21 protein-coding genes, 1 tRNA gene and 2 rRNA genes (1 of these 24 running past the window's edge) are annotated in these 26,303 nt (G+C 61.1%); 15 read left to right on the top strand and 9 right to left on the bottom strand.

Annotated elements, in window-relative coordinates; genetic code table 11:
• Positions 1-192: 192 nt before the first annotated feature.
• Positions 193-1,542 (bottom strand): M20/M25/M40 family metallo-hydrolase, encoded by a 1,350-nt coding sequence (locus I0K07_RS06880; protein WP_420828480.1) that lies wholly within the window; start codon positions 1,540-1,542, stop codon positions 193-195.
• 165 nt (positions 1,543-1,707) lie between these two features.
• Here I0K07_RS06880 and I0K07_RS06875 point away from each other — a divergent pair, with 165 nt between their 5' ends.
• Complete coding sequence (locus I0K07_RS06875) at positions 1,708-2,610, top strand: pirin family protein (protein WP_338041035.1); 903 nt, start codon at positions 1,708-1,710, stop codon at positions 2,608-2,610.
• A 6-nt stretch (positions 2,611-2,616) separates the two neighbouring features.
• Here I0K07_RS06875 and I0K07_RS06870 read toward each other — a convergent pair whose 3' ends face one another.
• Entirely contained in the window at positions 2,617-3,732 is a 1,116-nt protein-coding gene (locus I0K07_RS06870) for a DUF2891 domain-containing protein (RefSeq protein ID WP_203292098.1), read from the bottom strand.
• 226 nt (positions 3,733-3,958) lie between these two features.
• Between I0K07_RS06870 and I0K07_RS06865 the strand changes: the two genes are divergently transcribed.
• From I0K07_RS06865 to thrC, 5 genes are all read left to right on the top strand, one after another.
• Positions 3,959-5,584: a phosphoenolpyruvate carboxykinase gene (locus tag I0K07_RS06865; protein WP_203292097.1), complete on the top strand. Its 1,626-nt coding sequence runs from the start codon at positions 3,959-3,961 to the stop codon at positions 5,582-5,584.
• A 220-nt stretch (positions 5,585-5,804) separates the two neighbouring features.
• Positions 5,805-5,969 carry a hypothetical protein gene (locus I0K07_RS06860; protein WP_203292096.1) on the top strand — a complete coding sequence of 55 codons (165 nt, stop codon included), beginning with the start codon at positions 5,805-5,807 and terminating at the stop codon, positions 5,967-5,969.
• Positions 5,970-6,089: 120 nt separating this feature from the next.
• Positions 6,090-7,874, top strand: coding sequence for a homoserine dehydrogenase (locus tag I0K07_RS06855; RefSeq protein WP_203292095.1), 1,785 nt, complete (start codon positions 6,090-6,092; stop codon positions 7,872-7,874).
• Complete coding sequence (locus tag I0K07_RS06850; protein WP_203292094.1) at positions 7,871-8,824, top strand: homoserine kinase; 954 nt, start codon at positions 7,871-7,873, stop codon at positions 8,822-8,824. The genes I0K07_RS06855 and I0K07_RS06850 overlap by 4 nt, the downstream gene beginning before the upstream one ends.
• A gap of 2 nt (positions 8,825-8,826) precedes the next feature.
• Positions 8,827-10,125: a threonine synthase gene (gene thrC / locus I0K07_RS06845; RefSeq protein ID WP_203292093.1), complete on the top strand. Its 1,299-nt coding sequence runs from the start codon at positions 8,827-8,829 to the stop codon at positions 10,123-10,125.
• On the opposite strand, the gene I0K07_RS06840 is transcribed toward thrC, so the two are convergent.
• Entirely contained in the window at positions 10,122-10,469 is a 348-nt protein-coding gene (locus tag I0K07_RS06840; RefSeq protein WP_203292092.1) for a hypothetical protein, read from the bottom strand. The genes thrC and I0K07_RS06840 overlap by 4 nt on opposite strands.
• A 169-nt stretch (positions 10,470-10,638) precedes the next feature.
• Here I0K07_RS06840 and I0K07_RS06835 point away from each other — a divergent pair, with 169 nt between their 5' ends.
• The 7 genes from I0K07_RS06835 (at position 10,639) to I0K07_RS06805 (ending at position 18,554) form a co-directional block, all read left to right on the top strand.
• On the top strand, positions 10,639-12,534 hold the full coding sequence (locus tag I0K07_RS06835) for a sensor histidine kinase (RefSeq protein WP_203292091.1): 1,896 nt from the start codon (positions 10,639-10,641) through the stop codon (positions 12,532-12,534).
• On the top strand, positions 12,531-13,175 hold the full coding sequence (locus tag I0K07_RS06830; RefSeq protein ID WP_203292090.1) for a LuxR C-terminal-related transcriptional regulator: 645 nt from the start codon (positions 12,531-12,533) through the stop codon (positions 13,173-13,175). Before I0K07_RS06835 ends, I0K07_RS06830 begins: the two co-directional genes overlap by 4 nt.
• 215 nt (positions 13,176-13,390) lie before the next feature.
• On the top strand, positions 13,391-13,948 hold the full coding sequence (locus I0K07_RS06825; protein ID WP_203292089.1) for a sugar phosphate isomerase family: 558 nt from the start codon (positions 13,391-13,393) through the stop codon (positions 13,946-13,948).
• Between the two features lie 90 nt (positions 13,949-14,038).
• Positions 14,039-14,749: a fimbrial biogenesis chaperone gene (locus I0K07_RS06820; protein WP_203292088.1), complete on the top strand. Its 711-nt coding sequence runs from the start codon at positions 14,039-14,041 to the stop codon at positions 14,747-14,749.
• A gap of 78 nt (positions 14,750-14,827) precedes the next feature.
• Positions 14,828-17,179, top strand: a complete 2,352-nt coding sequence (locus I0K07_RS06815; RefSeq protein ID WP_203292087.1) for a fimbria/pilus outer membrane usher protein — start codon at positions 14,828-14,830, stop codon at positions 17,177-17,179.
• Complete coding sequence (locus I0K07_RS06810) at positions 17,176-18,042, top strand: hypothetical protein (protein ID WP_203292086.1); 867 nt, start codon at positions 17,176-17,178, stop codon at positions 18,040-18,042. The genes I0K07_RS06815 and I0K07_RS06810 overlap by 4 nt, the downstream gene beginning before the upstream one ends.
• Before the next feature lie 104 nt (positions 18,043-18,146).
• The gene (locus I0K07_RS06805; protein ID WP_203292085.1) at positions 18,147-18,554 is read left to right on the top strand and encodes a hypothetical protein; all 408 of its coding nucleotides are present in this window, start codon (positions 18,147-18,149) and stop codon (positions 18,552-18,554) included.
• Between the two features lie 112 nt (positions 18,555-18,666).
• Here the strand turns inward: I0K07_RS06805 and I0K07_RS06800 are convergent, their stop codons facing one another.
• A complete protein-coding gene (locus I0K07_RS06800; RefSeq protein ID WP_203292084.1) occupies positions 18,667-19,518 on the bottom strand; it encodes an HNH endonuclease in 852 nt (283 codons plus the stop codon).
• 420 nt (positions 19,519-19,938) lie between these two features.
• Here I0K07_RS06800 and I0K07_RS15855 point away from each other — a divergent pair, with 420 nt between their 5' ends.
• Positions 19,939-20,100: a hypothetical protein gene (locus I0K07_RS15855; protein ID WP_238934633.1), complete on the top strand. Its 162-nt coding sequence runs from the start codon at positions 19,939-19,941 to the stop codon at positions 20,098-20,100.
• On the opposite strand, the gene I0K07_RS06795 is transcribed toward I0K07_RS15855, so the two are convergent.
• The 3 genes from I0K07_RS06795 to I0K07_RS06785 form a co-directional block, all read right to left on the bottom strand.
• Entirely contained in the window at positions 20,097-20,729 is a 633-nt protein-coding gene (locus I0K07_RS06795; protein WP_275297463.1) for an RloB family protein, read from the bottom strand. The two genes, I0K07_RS15855 and I0K07_RS06795, sit on opposite strands and share 4 nt — an antisense overlap.
• 8 nt (positions 20,730-20,737) lie before the next feature.
• Complete coding sequence (locus I0K07_RS06790) at positions 20,738-21,964, bottom strand: AAA family ATPase (protein ID WP_203292082.1); 1,227 nt, start codon at positions 21,962-21,964, stop codon at positions 20,738-20,740.
• Between the two features lie 313 nt (positions 21,965-22,277).
• Positions 22,278-22,354, bottom strand: a tRNA-Met gene (locus I0K07_RS06785).
• 122 nt (positions 22,355-22,476) lie between these two features.
• Between I0K07_RS06785 and I0K07_RS06780 the strand changes: the two genes are divergently transcribed.
• Positions 22,477-23,718, top strand: coding sequence for a prolyl hydroxylase family protein (locus I0K07_RS06780; protein ID WP_203292081.1), 1,242 nt, complete (start codon positions 22,477-22,479; stop codon positions 23,716-23,718).
• 130 nt (positions 23,719-23,848) lie between these two features.
• Here I0K07_RS06780 and rrf read toward each other — a convergent pair.
• A 5S ribosomal RNA gene (rrf, locus tag I0K07_RS06775) occupies positions 23,849-23,963 on the bottom strand.
• Positions 23,964-24,059: 96 nt separating this feature from the next.
• Positions 24,060-26,303: ribosomal RNA gene (locus tag I0K07_RS06770) — 23S ribosomal RNA — on the bottom strand; it runs 547 nt beyond the window's last position.

Below are 26,303 nucleotides of genomic sequence, written 5' to 3'. Positions count from 1 at the left end.
TCTCGGTTCAGCACCCCCCCAGGCGCGAGAACAGTTAAGGGATAGGTGGCATTTGCGACGAAATCGGGGCGAAGAGGGCCTGAACCGGGGTTCAACTGAGGCCATTTCATGGCAAATCAAAAGGCGGGCCGCATGCGCAGCCCGCCTCTGACAATTCATCTGAATTTCGCGAAATTCGCGTATTGGGAGAATTTACTCCTCACCGCTCTCGCGGAAATCGACGTCCAGTTCCGCGGCGAGATAGACCAGGGCCGCATAGGCGGCGACATTCTGGGCCAGCTCGTCCGGATCGATCTTGTCGAGCGTGTCATCCGGCGTGTGGTGCAGGTCGAAATAATCCGTGCCGTTCTGGTTGAGACGCACGGTCGGAACACCGGCCATGGCCAGCGGAATGATGTCCGGGCCGCCGCCCGGCTCGTCGGACCCGCCGCGGATAATCCCCAGCGGCGCGATGATGCGCCCGATCGCATCTACCGCCGGCGTCGCGTCATCGGACACATTGGAGACGAATTGCCAGATCGTGCGGGCGCCGAAATCGGATTCGGTTGCCAGTACGTGATTGTCGACTTCGTCTGCATGCTGCTCCGCATAGGCGAAGGCACCCAGAAGGCCGACTTCCTCAGCGCCGAACATGACGACGCGAATGGTCCGGCGCGGACGTTCCGGCAGATCCGCGATCAGGGCAGCGGCAGCGGTGGTGATCGCCACGCCGGCGCCGTCATCGACCGCGCCCGTACCCAGATCCCAGCTATCCAGATGACCACCGATCAGAACGATCTCGTCCGGGTTTTCCCGGCCGGTCAGTTCCAGCACGACATTGCCGCTGGTCACATCTCCATGCCAGCCGGCGGTGGAATCCACGCTCAGCGAGATTGGCGTGCCGGATTCGTGCAGGCGGCGCAGATGGTCGGCATCCGGATTGGAGATCGCGATGACCGGGATTTCGGCCCAGCGGCCATTCATGGCACTCATCATGCCGGTGTGCGGAAAGCGATGGCTGTCCGAACCCACGGAGCGGACCACAAGGGCGCTGGCCCCGGCCCGCTCGGCATGCTGCCAGCCAATGCGGCGGCGTTGATTGGCGGGACCATAACCGGCGCCTGTCTGGCTGGGCACCATCATGTCGCCATCAATGAAGGCGATCTGCCCCTCCAGCGCACCATCCTCCACGGCGATGAGATCATCGACCGTGCGGAAATAGACGATGCCGGATTCAAACTCGCCCGTGCCGGACCCGCCCAGGGCGGTGCCGTAGAGATCCTGCTCATAAGGAGCCGTCATCGTGATGGTCAGCTCACCGCGATCCCAGAAGGGCATGGTGAAGTCTTCCACGGTGACCCGGTCAAAGCCGAGCACTTCCCCCAGCGTTTCACCCCAGACGCGGGCGCGGGCTTCCGCTTCCGACCCGGCGAGGCGCGGGCCGACCTGGGTGGTCAGGGATTCCACGATCTCATACCCCAGATCACTGTCGAGCGCGGTCTCCACGAGACCCTGCGCCGTGGCAGCGACATCCTCCGGGATTTCGAAACGCTCCTGGGCCATTGTTTCCGCAGACAGAAAAACGGTCATTCCAAGCGCGACAATTGCTTTCATCGGGACCTCCCCACACATTGGACGCGGCCACTATGCGGGCCTGAAACGACGGCGCAAGTGACGGTGGTGCAATCCGCCGCGAATGGCCGCACAGACAACACAGGGAGAGCAGGCGTGACACAGACACTGACACGGATCATCGAAGGACGAACGCGCGATCTGGGCGGTTTCGAAGTCAAACGCGTCCTGCCCGCTCCGGGACACCGCATGGTCGGACCCTTCATTTTCTTCGACCAGATGGGTCCGGCCCGGTTCGCGCCGGGTGACGGGATCGATGTCCGTCCGCACCCGCATATCGGCCTGGCCACGGTCACCTATCTGTTCGAAGGCGCTCTGGGCCATCGGGACAATCTGGGTGTGGAACAGGTGATCCGCCCGGGCGATGTGAACTGGATGACCGCCGGACGCGGTGTGGTGCATTCGGAACGGACGCCGCCGGAAGAGCGCGAAGCCGGGCATGACATGTTCGGCATCCAGACCTGGGTCGCCCTGCCGGAAGATCTGCAAGACATGGAACCGGCCTTCTTCCATCATGGTGCCGACAGCCTGCCGCGTTTCACCCGGGACGGGATCGACTATGTGCTGATCCTGGGCACAGCCTGGGACCAGACCTCCCCGGTCGAAGTGTTCTCACCGATTGTCTACCTGCATGGCGAAGCCCCGGCCGGTGCGACCAGCCGGATCGATCTCGATCATGAGGAAGTCTCGATATATCTGGTGACCGGTGATGTGACGATTGACGGACAGCCGCTGAAACCCGGCGAGATGGCGGTGCTGGAGCCTGGCGGATCGGCAGAGCTCAAAGCGCTCAGCGACAGCCGGATCATGATTTCCGGCGGCCAGTCGCTGGGCCCGCGCCTGATCGACTGGAATCTGGTCGCAACCGACCAGGCGCATATCGATCAGGCCCGACAGGATTGGGCAGAAGCGGCCAAGTCCGGCTTCCCGGAAAATGGACGCTTCACCCTGCCGCCCCATGAGCAGGAACACATTCCCCTGCCCGCAAAACCGGGCTGACCCAGTCTAGTTCGACGGCGCCGGCGCTTCGCGGCCGCGGCCCGTGACATAATAAGTGGCGAAACTGGCGAGCCAGTGGCCGCCGGCATAATCATCACCGGTCACCGAGGCGATCCCGGTCTCGCCATGCACTTGCGCAGCCGCCAGCAGCGCCGGAATGCGGTCATCGCCCTCGGGCAAGGCATGGGCAATCGCGTCCAGATTCCAGGCGCGCGACAGGTTCACCCCGTCCAGATGCACCAATTTGCCATCACTGGGATCGAGCACCTGTCCCGGCACGAGCCAGTCGGCACTTCCATCCGTGGGAATGCCCGGCAGGAAGCCTGTCAGCCAGGACGCGAAATCATCCTGCGGCAGAACCCGGCGCATGAGATCAGCCTCCATCAGGCAGGGGGACAGGAAATCCTCACCCGAAGGCTCATAGCCGATCGGGCAATTGACGTCACCGGCATGGAATTCCAGGGATTTGGCGACCAGCAGCGCTTCCAGGTCTGCATCCCCGGCCGTGCGCGCCCAGTCCAGCGCCAGCGCGAAGCCAAAGGCCGACTGGTTATGGGTTCCGATCCGGATCGGATAGAGGAGATTGGGCAACCAGGAGCGATAACGGTCAGCCACCACATCGACCAGGGGCGCCAGGGCCGTGCGCCAACGCTCGGCGCGCGGATCGTCCCATTCGCGCAATTCCGCATCCAGCTGGAGCAGCCAGGCCAGTCCGTAGGGCCGTTCATAGGAGGCCCGGCCCTCAGCCTGGAAATAGGCCACTTCCCCGATCATGTTTTGCGGCGTGAGATTGGCATCCAGCGCCGCCGTTGCGGCTTCGGCGAGCGCATTGTCGGGATCCAGGCGCAGGAGACGGACCATCAGCCAGTGCCCGTGCACGGCGGAATGCCAGTCAAAACAGCCGTAGAAAGCGGGGTGAAGCGCGCGGGGTGTCCGGGCGTCCGAATCTGACTGGAGAACATGGGAGATCTTGTTGGGGTATTCGCGCTGAACACAGTCCAGAGCCAGCTGGAGAAAGTGTTGATTTTGGTCCGGCATGATGTTGTCAGCCTGCGCTGGAGCGATGTCGCTGCAATGAAACGTAAAAATCGCGATGGCGCTCAAAAATGTTCGCGATAACATGGACTTCCCCCGGCTTTGCTTTCGATTTGCTTCGTGCCGTAAGGGCTTTTCCACCCCCCGGCGATCTGCTACCGCGATCATACAAAAGCATTCGGATTGACTGGCAAGCTAATTGCTGGGGTCCGGATATAAAGGTGCGAGACGGGTGCACGACACACCGTTCGCCTCAAGGAAAAGTGACCCGTCCGGCTCGTCACGCGGTCCGGATTCACTGGGGGAAGACAGTATGTCCAATACAGATGTCCGCGATGGCGGACTGGAGAGTCTGGGTATCAAGGCCGGTCAGGTCAATCTGAACTGGAATGAAGCCCGCCTCTATGAAGAAGCTGTTCGCCGCGGCGAAGGCGAGGTCGCTGAAGGCGGTCCGCTGGTCGTGAAGACCGGCGCCCACACCGGCCGTTCGGCCAAGGACAAGTTCACGGTCCGCGATGCGGAGACCGAGGACCAGGTCTGGTGGGACAAGAACGCCTCGATCACGCCGGGCAATTTCGACACCCTGTGGCAGGACTTCCAAGCCCATATGGAAGGCAAGGAACTCTTCGTCCAGCAATTGTTCGGCGGTGCCGATCTGGACCACCGTCTGCCGGTTCGTGTCGTCAATGAACTGGCCTGGCACTCGCTCTTCATCCGGCACCTTCTGCGCATTCCGGCTGCAGACGAGTACACCGGGTTCGAAGCCGAATTCACGATCATCAACCTGCCCAGCTTCAAGGCCGATCCGGCCCGCCATGGCTGCCGCTCGGAGACCGTGATCGCCGTCGACTTCAATCGCCGCATGGTGCTGATCGGTGGCACCTCCTATGCCGGCGAGACCAAGAAGTCGGTCTTTACCATCCTCAACTACCTCCTGCCCAAGAAGAAGATCATGCCGATGCACTGCTCGGTGAATGTGGGCAGCGAGGATGATGCCGCAATTTTCTTCGGCCTGTCCGGCACCGGCAAGACCACCCTGTCCGCCGACGCCTCGCGCACCCTGGTGGGTGATGACGAGCATGGCTGGTCGGAAAACGGTCTCTTCAATTTCGAGGGCGGTTGCTACGCCAAGATGATCCGCCTGTCGGCCGAGGCCGAACCGGAAATCTACGCCACCACGAAAATGTGGGGCACGGTGCTGGAAAACGTCGTCATGGACGAGGAAACGCGCCAGCTCGACCTGGACGATGCCTCGCTGGCGGAAAACAGCCGCGGTGCCTATCCGATGAGCGCGATCCCGAACGCGTCGGAAACCGGCCGCTGCGGTCAGCCGAAAAACCTGATCATGCTGACCTGCGACGCGTTCGGCATCATGCCGCCGATCGCCAAGCTGACCCCGGCCCAGGCCATGTATCACTTCCTGTCCGGCTACACCGCCAAGGTGGCCGGTACGGAAAAGGGCGTGACCGAGCCGTCGGCCACCTTCTCCACCTGTTTCGGCGCCCCCTTCATGCCGCGTCACCCCAGCGCCTATGGCAATCTGCTGCGCGAACTGATCGCCGAGCATGATGTCGATTGCTGGCTGGTCAGCACGGGCTGGACCGGCGGGGCCTACGGAACCGGCCAACGCATGCCGATCAAGGCGACCCGCGGCCTGCTCAATGCCGCGCTGGACGGGTCCCTGAACACGGCCCAGTTCCGCGAAGATCCGAATTTCGGTTTCATGGTCCCGGTCTCTGTGCCCGGCGTGGATGACAGCATCCTCGACCCGCGCTCGACCTGGGCCGACACGGCCGCCTATGACACCCAGGCCGCCAAGCTGGTCTCGATGTTCATCGAGAATTTCAAGACGTTCGAAGCCCATGTGGGCGCCGACGTGCTGGCTGCGGCACCGAAACTGCGCGACCGTGCCAAGACACTGGAAACAGCTGCAGAATAACGCGTCCCACAGAGCGCGACAGGAACAGCCCCGGCCCGATCGGCCGGGGCTTTTTCTTGTCTCATGCTCCGCGCAAAAGAATTTCCGTTAGGGTTATGTTGAGAGAAAATATTGCACGAATGACAGCTGAAACCGGCCTGTCACAAAAAAACTGTTTGACCCAGGCCGCCAAATACGCCTTTCTTGGCATGAATTCGCAAGCGCAGCACTTTGCCGCGTCATGGAAACGACCGACATGCAACGCCAGATGATGATCATCGACAGCTTCACGACCCAGACCGGTTCCGGTCTGACGGGTCTCGGCTGCGTGGTCGATGGCGGCCTCGGTACCATTACCATGATTACCACCACCTCCTGGACATGGGGGGCGGCCGGCGTGCGCTAGCGGTTAAGCAAGAACCGCAACACACCGAACCCGCTCCCCGGCCCCGGGAAGCGGGTTTTTTCATGCCCGAAATTCAGACTTCACCATCACCAGACAGACCCAGACCCAAGGACCAAGACCATGCCCCTCGACCTCGATGCCCGAAAACCGCTGAAGCTTTGTGTACTCAAATTCGGGAGTTCGGTTCTGCAAAAGCCGGACGATTACGCCCGCGCCGCCCACGAGATCTACCGCCACACGCGCAATGGCGAGAAAGTCGTGGCGGTCGTGTCCGCACTCGAGGGTGAAACCGATTCCCTGTTCGCCGTGGGCGGCGATGTCGGCGAAGGCTGTTCCGACGCCCTTCTCGCCCGCCTCGTACGCTGTGGCGAGCTCAAGTCTGCAGCCCTGATGGGTCTGGCGCTGCAGCGCTCTGGCGTGCCCTCCGCGGTCCTGGACCCGCATGAAATGGATCTGCGTGCTGATGGTGAAGCACTCGACGCCAATCTGACCGGTCTCGATGCCGACCGTGTCCTGGCCTATTTCGAAACCGCCGACGTCATCGTTGCGCCGGGCTTCTTCGGTGAGGGGGCTGAGGGGCCTGTCACCCTGGGCCGGGGCGGCACGGACCTGACGGCTGTGGAATTCTCGCACTGGCTGGGCGCCGACCGCGTCCGCCTGATCAAGGATGTCGATGGCGTCTATACGGACGATCCGGCCAAGAACCCGGATGCCGTCCGCCTGGACCAGCTGGACTATGACGAAGCCGCCAAGGTGAGCCGCGGCCTGGTGCAGGAAAAGGCCATCTTCCGCGCCAAGCAGAACAATGTCGTGATCGAGGTCGCCGCCCTGGGCAGCCCGTTCGCCACGCGCATCGCTGCGGTGGAAAAACAAGCCGGTCCGGTGGAAACGCCCAAACGTCTGCGCGTGGCCGTACTCGGCCATGGTGCCGTGGGTGCCGGCGTGTGCTCGCACCTCCTGGCCCATCCCGGCCGGTTCGAACTGGGCCCGGTCCTCGTCCGCGATCCGGCCCAGCACGCCGCCAAGGCACCGGAACTCCAATTCACCAATGATCCGGCTGAAGCACTCGCCGGCGATCCCGATATCGTCGTGGAAGCCATGGGTGGCACGGATATCGCCCGCTCGCTGAGCCAGACCGTGCTGCGCGAGGGCCACCACCTCGTGTCCGCCAACAAGGCCGTCGTCGCGCTGGATCTGGATCGTCTGCACGATCTGGCCCGCCAGCACGGCCGTGAACTGCGCTATTCCGCGGCCGTGGGCGGTGGTGTGCCGGTTCTCGAACTGATCGACCTGCTTAACCAGCAGGGTTCCATCCTGTCGGTGGAAGGTGTGATGAACGGGACGTGCAATTTCATCTTCGGCCAGATGCAGCAAGGCGTTCGCCTCGCGGATGCCGTGGCCGAAGCCCAGCGGCTGGGTTTTGCCGAGGCCGATCCGAGCACGGACCTGGATGGTCTGGATGCTGCGGACAAGCTCTCCATCATCATCCGTCATGCCTTCGGCGTGACCCTCGCCCCTGACCAGATTCCGTGTGAAAGCCTGAATGATCTCAGCGCGCAGCGGATCAAGGCGGTGCAAGAACAGGGACTGGTCTTCAAACAGGTCGCCCGCTGCGACGTCACCCCCGATGGCCGGGTCGAAGCCCGGGTCGATATCGAGGCCCTGCCGAAGGACCACCCCTTTGCCGGACTGGTCAATGAAGGCAATGGCTTCCTGATCCGCATGCCCCAGCGCACCGTGTCCGTTCAGGGCAAGGGTGCGGGCCGCTGGCCGACCGCCGAAGCAGTATTCGCCGATATCATGGAAATCCAGCGCGCCTATTTGTCCGGCGAGCTCCACGCCTCGCCCGTGCAGGAGAATCCGCTTAGCCATATTCCGCGAATGTCGACGGGACGGGTGGCATGAAGGCCAAACTGAATTCCGCTCGCGCCAGTGCGCCAGCCAGTGTCGGCAATGTCGGCGTCGGATTCGACGTGCTCGGCCTCGCCTTCGACGCTGCACGCGACACGGTCTCTGTCACGGTGGAAGCCCAGCCCGGCGTCCGCCTGGGCAAGGTGTCCGGCTTGGTCGATGACCTGCCCTTTGCCGTCAGCAAGAATTGCGCGCTCGCCGCAGCCGCCGCCGTGCTGGACGCTGCCGGAGCCGATTTCGGTCTCAGCGTCGATGTCCACAAGGGCGTGCCGCTGAGCGCCGGCATGGGCGGATCTGCGGCCTCGGCCGTTGCCGCAGCCGGTGCCGCGAATGCCGTACTGGATACGCCCTTCTCGCCGGAAGCCCTGCTGCCGCTGGCGATGGAAGGCGAAAAAGTCTCTGCCGACCCGCCGCCCTGGGACAATGTCATGGCCGCCCTTCATGGCGGACTTGTCCTGGCGGCACGGCTGGATCCCCCGCTTATCCGCAGGCTGCCCCTTCCCTCCGGGGTGGCCTGCATCCTTTTCCATCCCGAACGGAAAGTGGAAACGCAAAAGGCCCGCGACCTGCTGGCTCCCGATGTGGCGCGCGGCACGGCCTTGGAGCATTCACGCAATATGGCCGCCTTTGTGGCTGGCTGCGTGACCAATGACCTGGACCTAGTAGCGTCAGGCCTGAAAGACATCTTCATCGAGCCCCAGCGCCTGCCACTCCTGCCGGAACTGGCCGATGTACAGGCAGCGGCTCTGGAAGCCGGCGCGCTGGGCTGTTCCTTCTCCGGGTCCGGCCCCTCGGTCTTCGCCTGGGCGCGCACGGAGGATCGTGACCGGGTTGAGGGTGCCATGGCGGCTGCCTTCGCGGCCGCGGACTGCAAGGCAAAATCCTATGCGGCCCCGCTGGACTCCCCGGGTCTGCGGATCGAACTGCTCGAACAGGTGGGATGAGCATGCTGTACCAATCGACCCGGGGTCAGGCCCCAAAGGTCACGGCCGACGCCGCCCTGAAGGCCGGCGCGCCCACCGATGGGGGGCTCTACTTGCCGGATGCCCTGCCGGAACTGGACCTGGCTTCCCTGAAGGCCACATCCGGCCTGGCCGATCTGGGCGGGGTCATGCTGGCGCCTTTCTTTGCGGGGTCACCGCTGGAAGGCCAGGCACCGGCCATCTGCGCGGATGCCTTCAACTTCCCGGCCCCGTTGGTCCAGCCCGATCCGGGCGATGACGGTCTGCAAGTGTTGGAGCTCTTCCACGGGCCGACCGGTGCCTTCAAGGATTTCGGAGCCCGCTTCCTGTTCCGCTGTTTCTCGGCCCTGGGCCAGGGATCGGACACACCGATCACCGTGCTTGTCGCAACATCCGGCGATACCGGCGGCGCTGTCGGCTGTGCCGCTGAAGGCTTGCCGGGCACACGCGCCGTGATCCTTTTCCCCAAGGGACGCATTTCCGCCTTTCAGGAACACCAGCTGTGCTGCTGGGAACCGCCGGTGGAGGCTTTGCGGGTCGAGGGCGATTTCGATACCTGCCAGGCGCTGGTGAAAGCGGCCTTCGCCGACAAGGCGCTGAGTGCAGAACATGCACTGACCTCGGCCAATTCGATCAGTATCGGCCGGCTCCTGCCGCAAATGGTCTATTGGGCGCGCGCCTCACTGGACGTCTTCGCCCGCACGGGCAAGAAGCCCGGCCTCGTGATCCCGACCGGTAATCTGGGCAATGCGCTGGCGGCTTTGCTGGCGCGCGAGCTGGGCCTGCCGATCGGTCCGGTCGTGCTGGCCACGAATGCCAATGCAACGCTGGCCGACTGGCACGCCTCCGGACAGTATGAGGCCCGGCCCTCCATCGCCACGATTGCCAATGCGATGGATGTCGGCGCGCCGAGCAATTTCGAACGCCTGGCCGGACTTGCCGAGGCCCGGGTCGAAGCCGTGGAGCGTGTCGATGACGACGCCATCCGGGCCCGTATGAAACAGGTCTTCGAACAGACCGGCTATGTCGCCTGTCCGCACACGGCAACCGCGCTGGAAGCCCATGCCCGGTTGAGCGATGGCGCCAAGGCCGAGCGCCCCTGGATCGCCGGGGCGACGGCCCATCCGGCCAAGTTTGCCGATGTGGTGGAACCGGTCATCGGTCAGGCGGTGGCGCTGCCGCCCGGCCTCGCCGATGTGCTGGACCGAAAGGTTCGCGTCCGGGATATTCCAGGCACGGCAGCCGCTTTGGCTGCCGCGCTGGAAACCCGGGTAACCGCCTAGCTGGTCACGGTATAGCGGACACCGCCTCCGGCGCGGATGTCAAAGCGGCGCGTGGCATTGCCCATGCCGACCGTGCCGGCGGAGACATCCCAGCACCCGGCCGAGACCGTGAAACGGTAGGAACGGCCGCGCGGGATCACCATGCCGGACGGCAAACGGTTGGGGCCGTACCAGGAGGCGCTGCATCGGGACATGGTGACGATCTCGATCGGCCCATGGGCCTGGTTGACGATCTCGATCACACCCGTCGGATCCCCCGGCCGCACAAGCGGGCCGACACTCACACAGCCACTCACTACCGTTGCGACCAGCGCCACAATCACACCCTTGATCATCCATTTCATGACGATTTCCCCTTGCTCGGCCCGACGGCCGGATTGCCATTAGACTTGCAAGGATACTGACGGTGTAATGCCCGCATCCATCCCCCATTCCGGGGAGACCATCGACACGGGAAAACGCGTACAAACGTCTGCAAGCTACGCAATTTCCAGCGGGGGACAGGTCGGCGGCATGCCTCAAGAGACGACACGACATCTGACACTGACGCCGAATAGCCGGCTGGCCCTGGTTCTGGTGATCGGACTGCTGGCGACGGGACTGGCAAGCTGGTCGGTCATGCGACCGGCAGAACCGGGACAGGCCTTCCGTTCGCTGCTGGATGTCTCTCCCGTCTACTGGATCCAGATCCTGACCGGTTTCGGGGCATTGGCGATTTCCGGTTGGGTCTGGGCGCTGCGTCCGCGGGATACGGCTGCCCGGCTGTTCGCCCTGAGCGGACTGGCCACCCTCACCTTCACCTATGCCCCCATCCCCTTCCGTTTCGCCCAGGCTGCAATCAGCGAGGCGGCAGCGACAAGCTTGATCGTGATGAATGCCGTTGGAGCCTCCTTCTTCGGCATCGTGATGGTGGTGCTCTTCATCAACTACCCGGCCCGCCTGCCTGCCCACCGCATTCTGACGCTGGCAGCCATCCTCATTTTCGGCGGCTGGACCCTGTTAGGCCTGGCCGTTGCGCTGAGCTCGGGTTCATTCAGCGGCCTCAATCTTCACCTGATCACCGTGCTGGAAATGCTGCTGATCTGCGTTGCCGTGGCCGCACAAATCCTGGTCACGGACCGGGACCCGAAGGCGCGAGCCGTCGCGATTTGGTTCGGCCTCGCCGTCCTGTTCGGGGCTGGCAGCTTCATCACGCTGACCGCCATTCCGGGGGCTTTGGGGCGTCCGCCCATCGTGCAGGCTCAATATTCCTTTGCCTTCTTCCTCCTGATCTATATCGGCGTGGCTGCCGGGCTGCGCCAATTCCGCCTGTTCGAGTTGGGCGACTGGGCCTATCGCATCCTGTTCTACGTCGCCGGTGCCGTCCTGCTTCTGGTGCTGGATGGTGTCCTGGTCTCCCTGATTTCTCTGGAACCCGCCTCAGCCTTCGGCTTGTCGCTTCTGGCCGTCGCCCTGGTCTATTTGCCGTTGCGCGACCTGATCGGCCGCCGCCTTCTGCCCAAGCCGGGTCTGAAGGAAGACGAACTCTTCCTGTCCGTCGTCGACATTGCTTTCGGCACATCCGACCGCGACCGGCATGCCCGCTGGCGGGCCTTGCTGGACAAGCTGTTCTCGCCGCTGGAAATCAGCACCGGATCGCAGGCCGTCGCCGAGCCGGAACTGGCGGAGGATGGTGTCGCCCTGCATCTGCCCGAACGGGCCGGTCACCCCGGACTGGTCCTGCGCTATCCCTGGCAGGGCCGCGCCCTGTTTTCGCCGCGCCATGTGGCCATGGTCCGCCAGCTGGTCGAACTGATGGCGCGGGCCGAGGAAAGCCGTCAGGCCTATGATCGCGGCGTCGCAGAGGAACGCGGACGCATTGCGCGGGACATGCACGACAATATCGGCGCCCAATTGCTGGGCGCGCTGCATTCCGGCGACCGCGAACGCAAGGATGTCATGATCCGCGAAACGCTGACCGACTTGCGGGACATCATCAACAATGCCTCCACACCGGGACTGGACCTGGATGAAACCCTGGCCGATCTGCGCGTGGAAACAGCCGACCGGCTGGCGTCTGTCGGGATCACGCTGGACTGGCAAAACACGATCGGCCAGGCCCCGGACCTGTCCACCTCGTCCACCCATGCCCTGCGCTCCATTGTGCGCGAAGCGGTCAGCAACACGATCCGCCATTCCGGCGCGAGCCAGCTGGCGGTGCGTCTGAGCCGCGAGGGTGATCTGGCACGCCTGGAGATTACAGACGACGGCAAGGGCTATGACATCGATGCCCAGAAGCGCGGCAATGGATTGTCCAACATGCAGACGCGCGCCACCGGTCTTGCCGGTACTCTGGAAATGAATTCCGGTGATACGGGCACCCGGATCACACTGGACTTTGCCCTGTCCCCGCGGGAGGTGAGACCATGAAACGCGTTCTGATTGTTGAAGACATCGCCCAGACCCGCCAATGGCTGGCCGGAATTGTCCAGACCGCCTTTCCTGACAGCCAGATCGAGGAGGCCAGCAGCATGCGCGCCGGGCTGGCTGCAGCGGCGGCCGCCGATTTCGATCTGGCCCTGATCGATCTGGGCCTGCCGGATGGATCCGGCCTGGAAGTCCTGCGCAGCCTCACGCTTGTCTGTCCGGGAGCGATCCCGATCGTAACGACCGTCATGGGGGATGATGCCCATATCGTGGCGGCGCTGTCTGCGGGAGCCCAGGGTTATCTTCTCAAGGAGAATCCGGCCGACATGCTGACCACGCAATTGCGCCGTATTGCCGATGGTGTGCCGGCCCTGTCCCCATCGATCGCCCGCCGCATCATGGAGCATTTCCGCTTCACGGGGCCTGCCGCTGATCCGGAAGAGGACCTGACCAATCGGGAACGCGAGGTTCTAGGCCTGATCGGCCGGGGTCACCGGAACATCGATGTCGCCCAAGCCCTGGAGCTTGCCGAGAGCACGGTCGCCAGCCATATCAAATCCATCTACCGGAAATTGGGCATCTCCTCACGGGCTGAAGCCTCCTGGCATGCCACCCGCATGGGGCTGACGTCGGATTCCCGTTAGAAAACAGCCCCCTGAGACGGCGCCCCCTGCCAAGGTGAATGCTATCTGAACAATCCGGGCGCAATTCCGTCCGAAATGGGGCCGGAACCCGGCCACAAAACCTCCATTTGGTCCTTTTCTGCGCCCGTTTTGGCCTGAAACCGATCCTAAACCATGACTGTCGCGGATCCGTAAGGATGGCGGCACGGATTTAGACCAAGCCTTGGGGGCTGCACATGTACAAGACCATCATCACTTCCGCCGTTGCTGCTGCAGCCCTGCTGTCCGGTTCGGCTTTCGCCCAGAACAATCAACTGTCCTACGATTTGAGCGCACAAGTCAGCTCGGTCTGTGGTGTCTACAACTCGACCGGCTCCAGCATCGACGTCGATTTCGGGGATCTGTCGAACACCGAGACAACGGCGACCGTGGAACAGGCGGCCGGTTCGGCGTCCTATGCCTGTAACTCGCCCAATGGTTTCACCCGCACGATCAGCTCCACCAATGGCGGCTATCTGGTCCGTTCGGGCACCAATGGCGGCAATCAGAACCAGATCGCCTATGAAATGCGTCATACCGGTTCCAACGGTCTGACCATGAACTGGACCCAGCTGACCGGCGCGGCCAATGCCGATCTGAGCGGCAACAGCTTCCTGTCCGGCGTGACCGGCAATGTGGACTTCCGCGTCTACGGTGTCCGCTCGACCAATGCCTCGGCTGACGGTGCCAGCTATACCACCGTGTTTGCAGGCGATTATTCGGATGTCGTGACCATTACGGTCACTGCCAAATAAGCCACAGCGTGCTAGAAGCGTGCAGGTTGGGTTTCACAACCACCTGCACGCGGCCGGCCTGATCGCCGGTTCCAGTCCGGAGCGCTTGTCATGACTGTCTGGTCCCGTCCCTTCGCCCGTATTAGCCTCGCCTTCATGGCGATGGTCTGCGCCGCGGGCCTGGCCCTGGGTTATGAAGTCGAGCCGATGCGCCTGATCCTCGACCTGGGCAGCAATCGGACCTCCACGGTCATCTCCATTACCAATACGCGCGATGCCCGCCTGCCGGTGGAAATCGTGATGAAGCGGCGGATCGTCAATCCGGACGGTAGCCAGGAGTTCGTGCCGGCTGACGAGGACTTCTCCGTCTTCCCGCCGCTCGCATTGATCGAGCCGGGCCAGAGCCAGGCCGTGCGACTGACCTATATCGGCGATCCCGGCATCACAGACAGCCAGGCCTATATCGCCGAAGTCCAGGAAGTGCCCGTGAACCAGCCCGGTTTCACCGGTGTGGTCTTTGCCTATAATTTCGGCGTCGCCGTCTATCTGCGCGCCGATGAGGCAGAAGCCGATGTCTCGCTGACGGAGATCCGCCGCGAGGATGACGGGCTGCACTTCCGCGCCGTCAATGACGGGACCGATTTCGCCATGCTGTCGGACATGTCGCTGCGGATCAGCATTGGCAGCGAATCCATTCGCCTGGAACCCGCACAGCTGAGCGAGCTGATCGAGAACCCGATCATCCCGCCCCATGCGGTGCGCGACTTCCATCTGGCGATCACGGATCTGCCGGACGGGGATTTGCGGATCAGCCTGGACTAGGCGGCGCCCGCTGTGAGGCCTGCCCTTCCCCTTCTCCTAAGCGGCTGCGCTGCCATTGTGCTGGCGACCCCGGCTGCGATGGCCCGTCAGCCGGCCCAGGCCTTCTCGGTCAGCCTGCCCCTGGTCGTCGATGACACCCGCTATCCCTCCGTCCTGGTCGAGACCACGATCAGTGATGTTCAGCGCATCTCGCCGACCGGCCTGTCCGCCTCCATTGGTAGCCTCATCAATGAAGAGACGCAGGACGCGCTCCTCGCGCTCGATCCGGACCTGATCCCGGTCGAGCAGCTGGCGCAAATGGGCCTTAGCCTTTCCCTCAACCCGCAGAGCCTGACCCTGGAACTGGACATCGCCCTGGAGCGGCGCGCCGCCAGCACGACCTCGCTGGCGCGGGACTGGGTGATCTGGGGCGATGAAGTCATCGAGCCCTCAGGCTTTGCCTTCGGCGTCACCGGTGCTGCGATCCTCAATGACAGTGTCACGGATTCGCGGGGGACGAGCGGTGATCTCAGCCTGGACGGGTTCGTGAATTTCGGGGGTTCTCACGGTGTCTCGATCGATTGGGGCGGGCGCTACACCTTCAGCTCTGCCGGCGAGGAAAGCCTGCGGCGCGACCGCATCCTCGCCTTCGTCGACCGGCCCGGTACGGCAGAACGTTTCTCTGCCGGTGATCTGGCGCCGCAACTGGCCCGCAATCAGGGTGTCCTGAACCTGTTGGGGCTGGCCTATGAGACCAATTATCGGGCACTGCAGCCGACCCGGAATATCCGCCCGACCGGAGATCGCTCCCTTCTGTTGGAACGTCCCTCCACGGTGGAAGTCTACGTCAACGGTGCCCTGGTGGACCGGTTTGCGGCGGGGCCCGGTCCGATTGATCTGCGCGATATCCCGCTGGCCAATACGTCCAACACCGTCACCATCATGGTGGAGGATGATCTGGGCCGGCATGAGGTCGACACCTTCTCCCTCTCCGCCAATATCGCGCTTCTGGCGCCGGGTCTGGATGAAATGGTCTGGGCAGCGGGCTTTGCCCGCGACGCCAATGCCAATGGGTTCAGCTATGATTTCAACCGGCCGGTCCTGGGCGGTGTGTGGACGCGTGGCATCAATTCCAGCCTGACCGTAACCGGTGGCGTTGCCGTGACCACGGATGTCCACTCGCTCAGTGGCGCAGCGGCCTGGCCGGTCTGGGGCGGGGTGATGCAGGGCGAGCTCACCGTCAGCGACGGGACAGTGAGCCAGCCGGACAGTGCTATCGCCCTCGCCTTCTCAGGCGGCCCCTATTGGCCGGAAACCCACTATACGACGCTCAATCTGCGGCTGGAATATTATGGCGAGGACTTTGCTGATCTGGGCGATCCGACAAGCCTCTCCGACACGCGCTGGAGCCTGGGCGGTGATGCCCGGGTCAATCTGACGGAGCGTTTGTCCGTGACGGCGGGTGCGCAATACCAGGATGCCCATTCATCCGGCAGCCGATCCGCCTCCCTCTTTACCGGTGTGAACCGGCGCTTTGGTGAGATCATCGCCTCGGCCACCTTGCGGCACACTTATTACGAGGCCCGCGATGACGATACCGGTCTCTTCCTGACGCTGAGCCGGCGCTTCGGCGGCCGCAATTATGCCAGCTACAGCCATGACAGCCTGACCGGGACCTCGCGGTTTGATGTGCGCCGGTCGCGCGGCGGCGGCATCCCCAATCTCCAGGCGCGGGCCTCGGCCGTGCACCGGGATTCGGAAACCGACTGGCTGACCTCTGTCGGGATCGAAACCTCGCGCCTGGGCCTGCAGCTCGACGGGGCCTACACGCCGGAAACCGCAAACGTAGACGAACGCGCCACGCTGGGTCTGCGCCTCCAGTCCGGCCTGGCCTATGCGGACGGGCAATGGGGACTGGGCCGGGACCCGGGCCGCGGCTTTGTCATGATCGACCGCCACGCCACCCTGGCGGACAGCGATGTCCGGATCAGCACCGGGGCCTCGACCACGCTGCTGGCCCAGGTGGATGAGTTCGGCCCGGCCGTTGTACGCACCGAGGCCCCCTTCCGCCCCCTGCCCCTGCGCGTGGATGCGCCCGGTGCACCGCCCGGCTATGATATCGGCCCGGGCCGCTACACGATTTTGCCCGGCAGCCTGACCGGGACACGGATCATCGTCGGCACGGAAGCGTTCCGCACGGCTGTGGCCACTCTGCTGCTGGACGACGGCCCCGCCCAGCTGGAGTTCGGCCTGCTGCACAATCTGGAGACCGGGACCAGCCAGGCCTTCTTCACCAACCGCACCGGCCGGGCCGCCTTCAATGCCCTCCTGCCGGGCGAATACGAGGCCCGCCTTGATAGCCGCCCCGGACAGCGCTTCCGCTTTGCGGTGCCGGCCGACAGCGAGGCCTATATCAATCTCGGTGAACTCACCGCGGAGAGACAGCCATGATCCGCCTGATAGGTTTCCTGGCCCTGACCGGCCTTTTGATCACCACGGGTGCCGAGGCGCAGCCTGCGCGATGTGATGGGTATGATCTGGAGGTCAGCCAGCAAACCGGCTTCAGCTATGATGCCAGCCGTGTCACCGACACCATCCTGACCTTGCAGATGCGGGTCCGCGAAGCCGGGCTGGATCCCCGCTGTGACCGGGTCGATTTCTCCCTTGCGATCGAGAACGGGACCGCGGCCAATCCGGAGCTGCTCTTCACCGGCGAAACTCTCGAGGCGGACTGGGAAAGAAGCAGCGAATTGCGGCGGACGGGCTCGACCTGGCAAGTCCAGTCGAGCGCCAGACGCCAGATCGTCGGGGGTGACACGCTGACTTTCGCTTTCTACCGGCTCGCGGCGGGACAATTCGTCGTGCCGGGCAGCTACAGCCACACGCTGCGCATCACGGTCGGCGATCGAGAGACCAGCCTGCCCATCCTGGTCCAGGTCGAGCCAGCCCTGCGATTTGAAGGCGAAAGCGCGGGCGGCAATCAGGCCATTGATCTGGGCGATGTCGGCAATGGTGCGCGCGGGGAGTCGGACTTCTTCTACCGCACCAATAGCGGCGTGGCCGTCACCCTGGTCTCCGACAATCGCGGCCATCTCGTGCATGAGCGCGGCGAGGCCTTTGGCCGGATTCCCTACCGCGCCCGCCTGTCCGGCACGCCGGTCGATCTGACGGGGGCGACCGGCACGACGGTGGATTTGCCCTACCAGTCCAGCGCCATCCAGGCCGGGCGCCTGGAAGTGGAGGTGGACCCGGTGCCTGCCAGCTATGCCGGGCGCTATTCCGATGTCGTCACCCTGAGTTTCATTCCATTTTAGATATTTTCTTGGGGGCGCATTAGTCACGCGATCAAGTTTCGCGCGCGCGATGAGACCAAGTCTGCTACCCGTATGCCTCGATTGGGTTACTGGCTGGGTATTGGATGGGGTTCCTTCGAACCATTCGCGGTGTGATCGGAGCGGCGGCATGCGTGCCGGCGGTCCTGCTCATCAGCGCTCCGGCCTCCTCCAACGAACTCGCCCTCTCTCTCAACGCCCATGTCGCCACGCGCTGTGCGATCTCCGACATCAATGCGGAAGACTGGGAAGACGGCGTGCTGCGCCTGGAAACCCGCTGCAATGCCGAGCAATACCGGATCCGGCTTCTGGTCGATGACCGGGATATCGCGCTGGACGGGGCAGAGAGCCTGGTCGGCGATGCCGGCATCCAGCTGCGCTCCGGCCAGGTCCTGGTCACCCAGCACCGCCCCGGCGCCCGCCAGATCAGCATCCGCGTCGATAATCCCTTTGACCTGACCGGTGCCCTCGCGATCCGGATCGAAGCGATCTGATCCTGAGGGACCGAACCCAGAAACAAAAAGGCGCCCCGGACGGGACGCCTTTTTCATTGGGTGCGGGGCGGCGAAAACCAACCCAGCTGCCAGCTCACTTGCTGCAGATCGCCTATCCCATTCCGCCATCAATACTCTCGGAGAGGGCTGATTCGATCCTGGCTATTTTCTGGACCAGTTCCTGATTCAATTGCTCACCATTTATTCCGTAGTGGATCTCGCGGTGAGCAGCAGGATGAATCGCCGCTACATAAAGAGGATGATCGGGCCCCTCATCAGACACCATGCGAGTGTGGTGTACCTCCAGATAGGGCGATCCGTCTTTTCGAAAAAACGGAGCGGGGCGCCCAGTCAGCTCACAAACGCCATTCGCCCGCGCCAACACATAATCCCGAACAATGGCGCTACGCTCGTAATAGTTCCGACTAGCAACTTCGGGATTCGATTTTACAGGTATTGTTCCGACAGCTAGGGCCTTCCCGCGCAACTCGCCAAGGGGCTTAGAAGCATTTTGCGCACTCATGGAGTCGCCTCTGTTTCCTTTGCTCCACTCCGTTCCGAGACGAATAAGGTGAAACTGGATGGATTGCCTCAAATTGCCTTCGACATCCTGACCCTGAAAATACCTCCAACTCTGGCAGAAAAACTGCCCCCTAAACACTACCGGTCGGCCCTTACCCATCCTTTCAAACAATAAAAGGGCTTTTCCATCTTCAAGGTGATCTCGGATCGCTTGATTGCCTCGCACGAATTCCATGTCGCCAACCTGGCCCTGACCCGTATAGCTGAAGCAATCTTCGTCGATCCATTCATCTGCGTAGCCATACTCGGTTCCGGATCCCCCAGTGAACAGAAAGACGTATGGATGAGATTTTGGCGTCGAAATCCCGCCTTGCTGCTGACCTCCGAAGATTTCATGGATGTCTTCTTTCCGCGAATATTCTCGGTTCAGTACGAAATCCAAAAGAATCCCCATCGCTTAGCTACGGCATGAGCCATAGAATTCCGCAAAATGCGCGGGGTCAATTGCCAGGCCCGATGAGAATAAAATGGCATAGACAACCAGTTGGCCAATCACTGCGGCAACCACCAGCCCGTGCATTCTAATCACTCATGCGTGTCGCACGCTCTGAGGCACCAATCCATTTAACTCCAAGCCGGCTGGGTCGCGCCCAGAACGACCTCCCAGCTAGCTCAATGGGCCAATCCCGAAACAAAAAAGGCGCCCCGGACGGGACGCCTTTTTCATTGGGTGCGGGGGTTCGATTTGGTCATTACCACACCTCAGCTTTTTTCAAATTTTATATCGATTCTTCAACTGCTTGCTAGATATTACATGTGATCGCATCACCGGTAATTTCCTCACAAAGTGGGGAGATTGCTGATGGGCTATATCGACGAGCAGGCAAATCAGTCCGAGTGCCAAAGTCCCGAAGACGTTGATCCCAAGCTCAGGGACATAATTCGGAGTCTCGCCCGGATGGCCGCCGAAAAGGAATTCGAAGAACGGCGAACGTCTCCATCAGGCCGCAGCCTGAAACGCTAGGTCTGAGCCGCCTGCATGCGCTCGCTCTGAGTCCAAAACTCTTGAACCAGTTTGTCTACGAGAGTCATTGGTCGGACGGCGTCGACATCTCGAATTTGCGAACGTGCTGTATTCGCGTTCCGAATTGCATCTTCGGTAAGGTGGCGGATTGCCTCGTACACCCCGTCAGTCGTCTTGGTATAGGTGCGAAAGACTTCGTGCTTTCTAAGTTCGTTTATGACTTCGGCCGCACTGGCGAACGAACGTGTGGTCATCGTTACATGAAGGAGAAGCCAGTACTCGAAGCAAGGGTCAGACGGTATCGCCGAGATTTTCTTGTCTGAGCGGCATTCCGCAATCACCTGGTCAAAGCACTCAAAATTGTCGTGATCAAAGACGAGATACACGAAATCAGGCGCGAATTGACCTTGGTTTTTGAGGTGCCTTTGTGCAGTAGCGAGAAGAGTACTCGGAGCGGTCTTAGAGCCGACTTTTTTTATAGTGATATTGCCGAGCCCCAAATCACGCTTCAAGCCCTCAAGGTAGAGGGGCTCCGTCTTTTCGCCCTCAGCATAAACCCAAATTTGGTCCAACTCGGGCGTATTGCCCTGGCGCCTCTTAAGACTCTTTTTTCTAGATCGCCTTGCCATTCTGACCTCTAAAAGTCGAATGCCTGCTGGTCAGCCTCAAACAAGCTTCGCTCGAACGGCATTGTTCGCGGGACAGCGCCATACTTTCCGGCCAAGTAATTCCTTTGGAAAAGACTTTCTTTCCTCGGCGCAAAATTCGTGAGCGGATAGTAGACGCTCGATCCATTCTGCTTCTTATCGCAAAACCAAATTTGGTCCCGAGACAGCAAACTACCACTCAAAATCGAGGAGTCATGAGATGTGAAAATGATCTGGGCGTCACTCGCATTCACTTCACGGTCCATAAAAACCGATATTACAGCTCGTAGTGCAGCTGGATGCAGGGAGTTTTGCAGCTCATCTACGACCAAGCAGAACCCATGCTCAATAGTCTCAAGCCAAGGCCCAGCCAACTTGAACAGCATTCTCGTTCCTGTCGACTCGTACTCAATCGGGAGACGCACAGAAGATCCGTCTCGCGTTGCAAGCTCAAAATCGACATCATATTTCGTAATTTTCCCAAGCTTGTCTGCTTGGAAGTCTCCCACTTCGACCGCTGCACCACGCCTACCCGTATGATCCACTAATTCCTCTGGCGAATCGAAAGTCATCTCTTCGGATGAAATTCCGCTCAGCGTCACTCCTGTAGTTTTGAGAAAGTGGACAACTCGCATGGCTTCATCTGGTTCATCCAAATGGCGACAAGTGACGCTATCTATAAACTCGGGAACCCGACCGATCACGCGTAGAAAGTAAACAATCCATTCGAACGCTGGAGATAGCTCTTCGGATTGGTGATGCGCGGCAACTGACAAGAAGAGAGACTTGCTACCTGTTGATTGCTTGAGAAACTCTTTTTTGCCTGAGACTGAATCACCGATCTCCCATTCATATCCTGCTTCACCCAGGTAATTGCGCTCAAACAAGAGCCGCTCCCGTGCTCTCGGCTTGGCACTCCTTGCGTAGAGAGACTCTGAATGGATTCGATTGGCGTCATGTGAAAAGGAGTAATCGTAGAGCTCGCCTTTGAACAAAAACACAAACCCGTAGCTACTTGGAGCAGCCGCAAGGTCAGCGCTAAGTTTGTGCGGTTCATGTGGGAGTTTATCGTTTCGCCCCCAGCTGCCGAATGAATGATGGACCATCCGTTGGGCGAAACGCATTGCCTGGATGAGATTGGACTTGCCGGCCCCGTTCGGGCCGAACATGCAGGCCGCGCTAACGACATGCTCAATCGCGCTGGAGTGCGTTTCCAACGTTGTGTCTGACCGTTTCGACGCAGCCATACTAAAGACTTGCGGCTCCGCGATGGACTTATGATTTGCCACCGAAAACTCGATTAGCACACCGACACCCCTGTTTTGCGGCGCGCTTTTGCGCCTTTTCTTCAATATAACGACTTAAGACCGCTGTAGGATAGTATAAACATCTTAACGAGCACCGATATGCGTCGAATCCGCACGGCAAACGGATTTGGACCTACGCTCTAACATATTGAATTTACATAATTCTGGAATCTCAGCAAAATAGAAAAGCCCTTGAAATCCATATGATTTCAAGGGCTTAGATTGGGTGCGGGGGTAGGATTTGAACCTACGACCTTCAGGTTATGAGCCTGACGAGCTACCGGACTGCTCCACCCCGCATCAGGATGGCTTCGCGGCACCGCAGCGCCGGGAAGAGGCGCGTATGTAGGATGACAGGGATGTGTCGTCAACCAGCCAGCTGCGCTTTACCTGCGCGCCAAGACATGGCCTAAACTCTCGACATGACAGTTTCCCCGAATGATCCGAACGCCCCCGCCCCGACTGCCCTCAAGGAGTGGCATGAAGGCCGTCACGACACCGCGCTGGAGCGGCTGGAAACGGCCGCCCGCGCCGGGGATGAGGTGGCGCTGAGTCTGATGGTGCAATTGAGCGGGCATGAGCCTGGCAAGGCCCAGACACGGGCCCGGGCCATGGCGCTGATGGACGCTCTGCCGGATGGCATGATGCGCAACCGGCACCGGGCCTATTTCCAGGCCGCCGGCCTGGCCGGAGCGGCCGACTGGTCGCTCGCCCTGAAAGACCGCCTGCTGCAGGCCGAGGGGGGCGACTGGCTTGCCCATACGGAGCTGGGACTGCTGGCCTTGATGGCCGGGGAAACCGAAGCTGGCATGACCTGGCTGGAGACCGCCGCCAAGGCCGGTTCTGGCCACGCCATAGCAGCGCTTCACAGGATTGGTCTGGATACCGGTACGCTGTCTCCTATCGCCCGGGAAGCCGGAACGAGTTTTGCGCGCTCGGGCCATCCGATGGCCCAGGCTCTGATCGCCAAGGCGCACCCTTTACCCGTGGCACCGGCACCGGCCGAACTGCCAGCTGCCACAGACGACATCTTGTCGGAGATTGCTGCCGCGATCACGCACGTACCAGCGGCCGATGAACGCCTGGCCGACGCGCCGCGTATCGATCGCTGGGATGATGTTCTGCCCGGGGCGGTTTGTGATTATCTGACCGTCAGCGCGTCACCGCTGCTCAAGCCGGCCCAGATCCATGATCCGGCGACCGGACAAATGCGCCAGGATCCCTATCGGACCTCGCTGACAGCCGCCCTGCCCGAACAGGTCATGGATCTTGTGAGCTTTGCCATCAAGACACGCATGGCGGCCCTGTCGGGCAAGCCCGTGGAGACCGGTGAAGCCCTCGCCGTGCTGGCCTATCGCCCTGGCGAAGAATATCGCGCGCATTTTGACTTCATTCTGGATGTCGAGGGCGAAGCCAAGGCGGATCTCGATGCCCGGGGTCAACGCGTTGCCACAAGCCTGATCCGGCTCAACTCGGAATTCGAGGGCGGTGAGACACGCTTCACCCGGCTGGACCTGTCCTGGTCCGGTGGACGGGGTTCCGCTCTGAGTTTCGACAATGTCACGGCCGAGGGCGAATGCGCCAAAGCCTCACTGCACACCGGGGAACCCGTGACCCAGGGCGTGAAGGTGATTGCCAGTCTCTGGCTCCGCGAGCGCGCCTAACACATTGACTTTCATTGACATATTGGCCCGGCTCTTGACGGTATTTCCGGATTCCAGGCACAAAAAAAGCCCCGCAGAGCGGGGCTTTTTAAGAACATAAATTGTGGAGTATTCGGGATCTAACGGGCAGACCGGGCAGCGACCTACTCTCCCACACCTTAAGATGCAGTACCATCGGCGCTAGGGGTCTTAACGGTCGTGTTCGGGATGGGAACGTGTGTGGTCCCCCTGCAATAACCACCCGGTCAGCGCGTTAGATCCGGAAAGAAGAGACATTTCTGATTTGTTTGAGGTGTTGCTTTGCTTAGTCCGACGAAGCGATCGCCGGGCATGAGCATCATAAGATCAAGCCTATCGAGTAATTAGTACCAGTCAGCTTCATGTGTCACCACACTTCCACATCTGGCCTATCAACGAGGTAGTCTTCCTCGACTCTCAAGGGAAAACTGGTTTTGAGGGGGGCTTCCCGCTTAGATGCATTCAGCGGTTATCCCTTCCGTATATAGCTACCCTGCTATGCTGCTGGCGCAACAACAGGTCCACCAGAGATACGTCCACCCCGGTCCTCTCGTACTAGGGGCAGCTCCTCTCAATTTTCCGACACCCACGGCAGATAGGGACCGAACTGTCTCACGACGTTCTAAACCCAGCTCACGTACCGCTTTAATTGGCGAACAGCCAAACCCTTGGGACCTGCTCCAGCCCCAGGATGCGATGAGCCGACATCGAGGTGCCAAACAATGCCGTCGATATGGACTCTTGGGCATCATCAGCCTGTTATCCCCGGCGTACCTTTTATCCGTTGAGCGATGGCCCTTCCATGCGGGACCACCGGATCACTATGGCCGTCTTTCGACTCTGATCGACCTGTCAGTCTCTCAGTCAGGCGGGCTTATGCCATTGCACTCAACGAGCGATTTCCGACCGCTCTGAGCCCACCATCGCGCGCCTCCGTTACTCTTTGGGAGGCGACCGCCCCAGTCAAACTACCCGCCACACAGGGTCCCGGACCCAGGTTCATGGGCCGCGGTTAGATATCAACAATTATCAGGGCGGTATTTCAAGGATGACTCCACCACAGCTGGCGCCATGGTTTCAAAGTCTCCCGCCTATCCTACACAAATAATCGCTAATACCACTGTGAAGCTGTAGTAAAGGTGCACGGGGTCTTTCCGTCTGACCGCGGGAACTCCGCATCTTCACGGAGAATTCAATTTCGCTGAGTCTATGCTGGAGACAGCGGGGAAGTCGTTACGCCATTCGTGCAGGTCGGAACTTACCCGACAAGGAATTTCGCTACCTTAGGACCGTTATAGTTACGGCCGCCGTTTACCGGGGCTTCAATTCGGAGCTCTCACTCCTCCTTTTAACCTTCCGGCACCGGGCAGGCGTCAGACCCTATACGTCGTCTTGCGACTTCGCAGAGCCCTGTGTTTTTAGTAAACAGTCGCCACCCCCTGGTCTGTGCCCCTCCACACTGGTTGCCCAATGCGGAGGCTCCCTTCTCGCGAACTTACGGGAGCAATTTGCCGAGTTCCTTCAGCATAGTTCTCTCAAGCGCCTTGGTATGCTCTACCAGTCCACCTGTGTCGGTTTGGGGTACGGTCTAATGCGGGAGCTATTTCCAGGGACGCCATCGCCGCCAATTCAATCCGATAAGGATTGACGACTTACGGAATCCGTCACTACCCGCCGGTGCAGGAATATTAACCTGCTTCCCATCGACTACGCTTTTCAGCCTCGCCTTAGGGGCCGACTAACCCTGCGCTGATTAGCATTGCGCAGGAACCCTTGGACTTTCGGCGAGGGGGTCTCTCACCCCCTTTATCGCTACTCATGTCAGCATTCTCACTTCCGATACCTCCAGCAGCCCTCGCGGGTCTGCCTTCATCGGCCTACGGAACGCTCCGCTACCGCTCAACAAAGTTGAGCCCGCAGCTTCGGTGTATCACTTAAGCCCCGTTACATTTTCCGCGCAGGAGCGCTTGACCAGTGAGCTGTTACGCTTTCTTTAAAGGATGGCTGCTTCTAAGCCAACCTCCTGGTTGTCTAAGCACTCCCACATCGTTTCCCACTTAGTGATAACTTAGGGACCTTAGCTGGCGGTCAGGGCTGTTTCCCTCTCCACTACGGACCTTAGCACCCGCAGTGTGTCTGCCATCTAGTACTCCATGGTATTCGGAGTTTGGTTAGGTTTGGTAAGCCGTTGGGGCCCCCTAGCCCATCCAGTGCTCTACCCCCATGGGTATAAGGATGACGCTCTACCTAAATAGATTTCGCGGAGAACCAGCTATTTCCGGGTTTGATTGGCCTTTCACCCCTAGCCACAAGTCATCCCCGTCTTTTTCAACAGACGTGGGTTCGGTCCTCCAGTGAGTGTTACCTCACCTTCAACCTGCTCATGGCTAGATCACCCGGCTTCGGGTCTCATCCCTCGAACTCAGTCGCCCTATTCAGACTCGCTTTCGCTACGCCTACACCTACCGGCTTAAGCTTGCTCGAGAGACGAAGTCGCTGACCCATTATACAAAAGGTACGCCGTCAGGCTTGCGCCCTCCGACTGCTTGTAGGCGTCCAGTTTCAGG

Source organism: Maricaulis parjimensis (assembly GCF_016817355.1).
GTDB classification, from domain to species: Bacteria; Pseudomonadota; Alphaproteobacteria; order Caulobacterales; family Maricaulaceae; genus Maricaulis; species Maricaulis parjimensis.
Note: the sequence above shows the minus strand (reverse complement) of the source record. Positions and strands in the feature narration are given on the sequence as shown.

What these genes read in the sequence shown, in the direction of transcription:
- I0K07_RS06865 (WP_203292097.1), top strand. Translation starts at nt 3,959, where the DNA reads ATGTCCAATACAGATGTCCGCGATGGCGGACTGGAGAGTCTGGGTATC.
- I0K07_RS06825 (WP_203292089.1), top strand. Translation starts at nt 13,391, where the DNA reads ATGTACAAGACCATCATCACTTCCGCCGTTGCTGCTGCAGCCCTGCTG.
- I0K07_RS06835 (WP_203292091.1), top strand. Translation starts at nt 10,639, where the DNA reads ATGCCTCAAGAGACGACACGACATCTGACACTGACGCCGAATAGCCGG.
- I0K07_RS06860 (WP_203292096.1), top strand. Translation starts at nt 5,805, where the DNA reads ATGGAAACGACCGACATGCAACGCCAGATGATGATCATCGACAGCTTC.
- I0K07_RS06810 (WP_203292086.1), top strand. Translation starts at nt 17,176, where the DNA reads ATGATCCGCCTGATAGGTTTCCTGGCCCTGACCGGCCTTTTGATCACC.
- I0K07_RS06815 (WP_203292087.1), top strand. Translation starts at nt 14,828, where the DNA reads ATGGCCCGTCAGCCGGCCCAGGCCTTCTCGGTCAGCCTGCCCCTGGTC.
- I0K07_RS06850 (WP_203292094.1), top strand. Translation starts at nt 7,871, where the DNA reads ATGAAGGCCAAACTGAATTCCGCTCGCGCCAGTGCGCCAGCCAGTGTC.
- I0K07_RS15855 (WP_238934633.1), top strand. Translation starts at nt 19,939, where the DNA reads ATGGGCTATATCGACGAGCAGGCAAATCAGTCCGAGTGCCAAAGTCCC.
- I0K07_RS06780 (WP_203292081.1), top strand. Translation starts at nt 22,477, where the DNA reads ATGACAGTTTCCCCGAATGATCCGAACGCCCCCGCCCCGACTGCCCTC.
- thrC (WP_203292093.1), top strand. Translation starts at nt 8,827, where the DNA reads ATGCTGTACCAATCGACCCGGGGTCAGGCCCCAAAGGTCACGGCCGAC.
- I0K07_RS06795 (WP_275297463.1), bottom strand. Translation starts at nt 20,729, where the DNA reads ATGGCAAGGCGATCTAGAAAAAAGAGTCTTAAGAGGCGCCAGGGCAAT.
- I0K07_RS06805 (WP_203292085.1), top strand. Translation starts at nt 18,147, where the DNA reads ATGGGGTTCCTTCGAACCATTCGCGGTGTGATCGGAGCGGCGGCATGC.
- I0K07_RS06855 (WP_203292095.1), top strand. Translation starts at nt 6,090, where the DNA reads ATGCCCCTCGACCTCGATGCCCGAAAACCGCTGAAGCTTTGTGTACTC.
- I0K07_RS06840 (WP_203292092.1), bottom strand. Translation starts at nt 10,469, where the DNA reads ATGAAATGGATGATCAAGGGTGTGATTGTGGCGCTGGTCGCAACGGTA.
- I0K07_RS06880 (WP_420828480.1), bottom strand. Translation starts at nt 1,542, where the DNA reads ATGGCCCAGGAGCGTTTCGAAATCCCGGAGGATGTCGCTGCCACGGCG.
- I0K07_RS06830 (WP_203292090.1), top strand. Translation starts at nt 12,531, where the DNA reads ATGAAACGCGTTCTGATTGTTGAAGACATCGCCCAGACCCGCCAATGG.
- I0K07_RS06820 (WP_203292088.1), top strand. Translation starts at nt 14,039, where the DNA reads ATGACTGTCTGGTCCCGTCCCTTCGCCCGTATTAGCCTCGCCTTCATG.
- I0K07_RS06870 (WP_203292098.1), bottom strand. Translation starts at nt 3,732, where the DNA reads ATGTTATCGCGAACATTTTTGAGCGCCATCGCGATTTTTACGTTTCAT.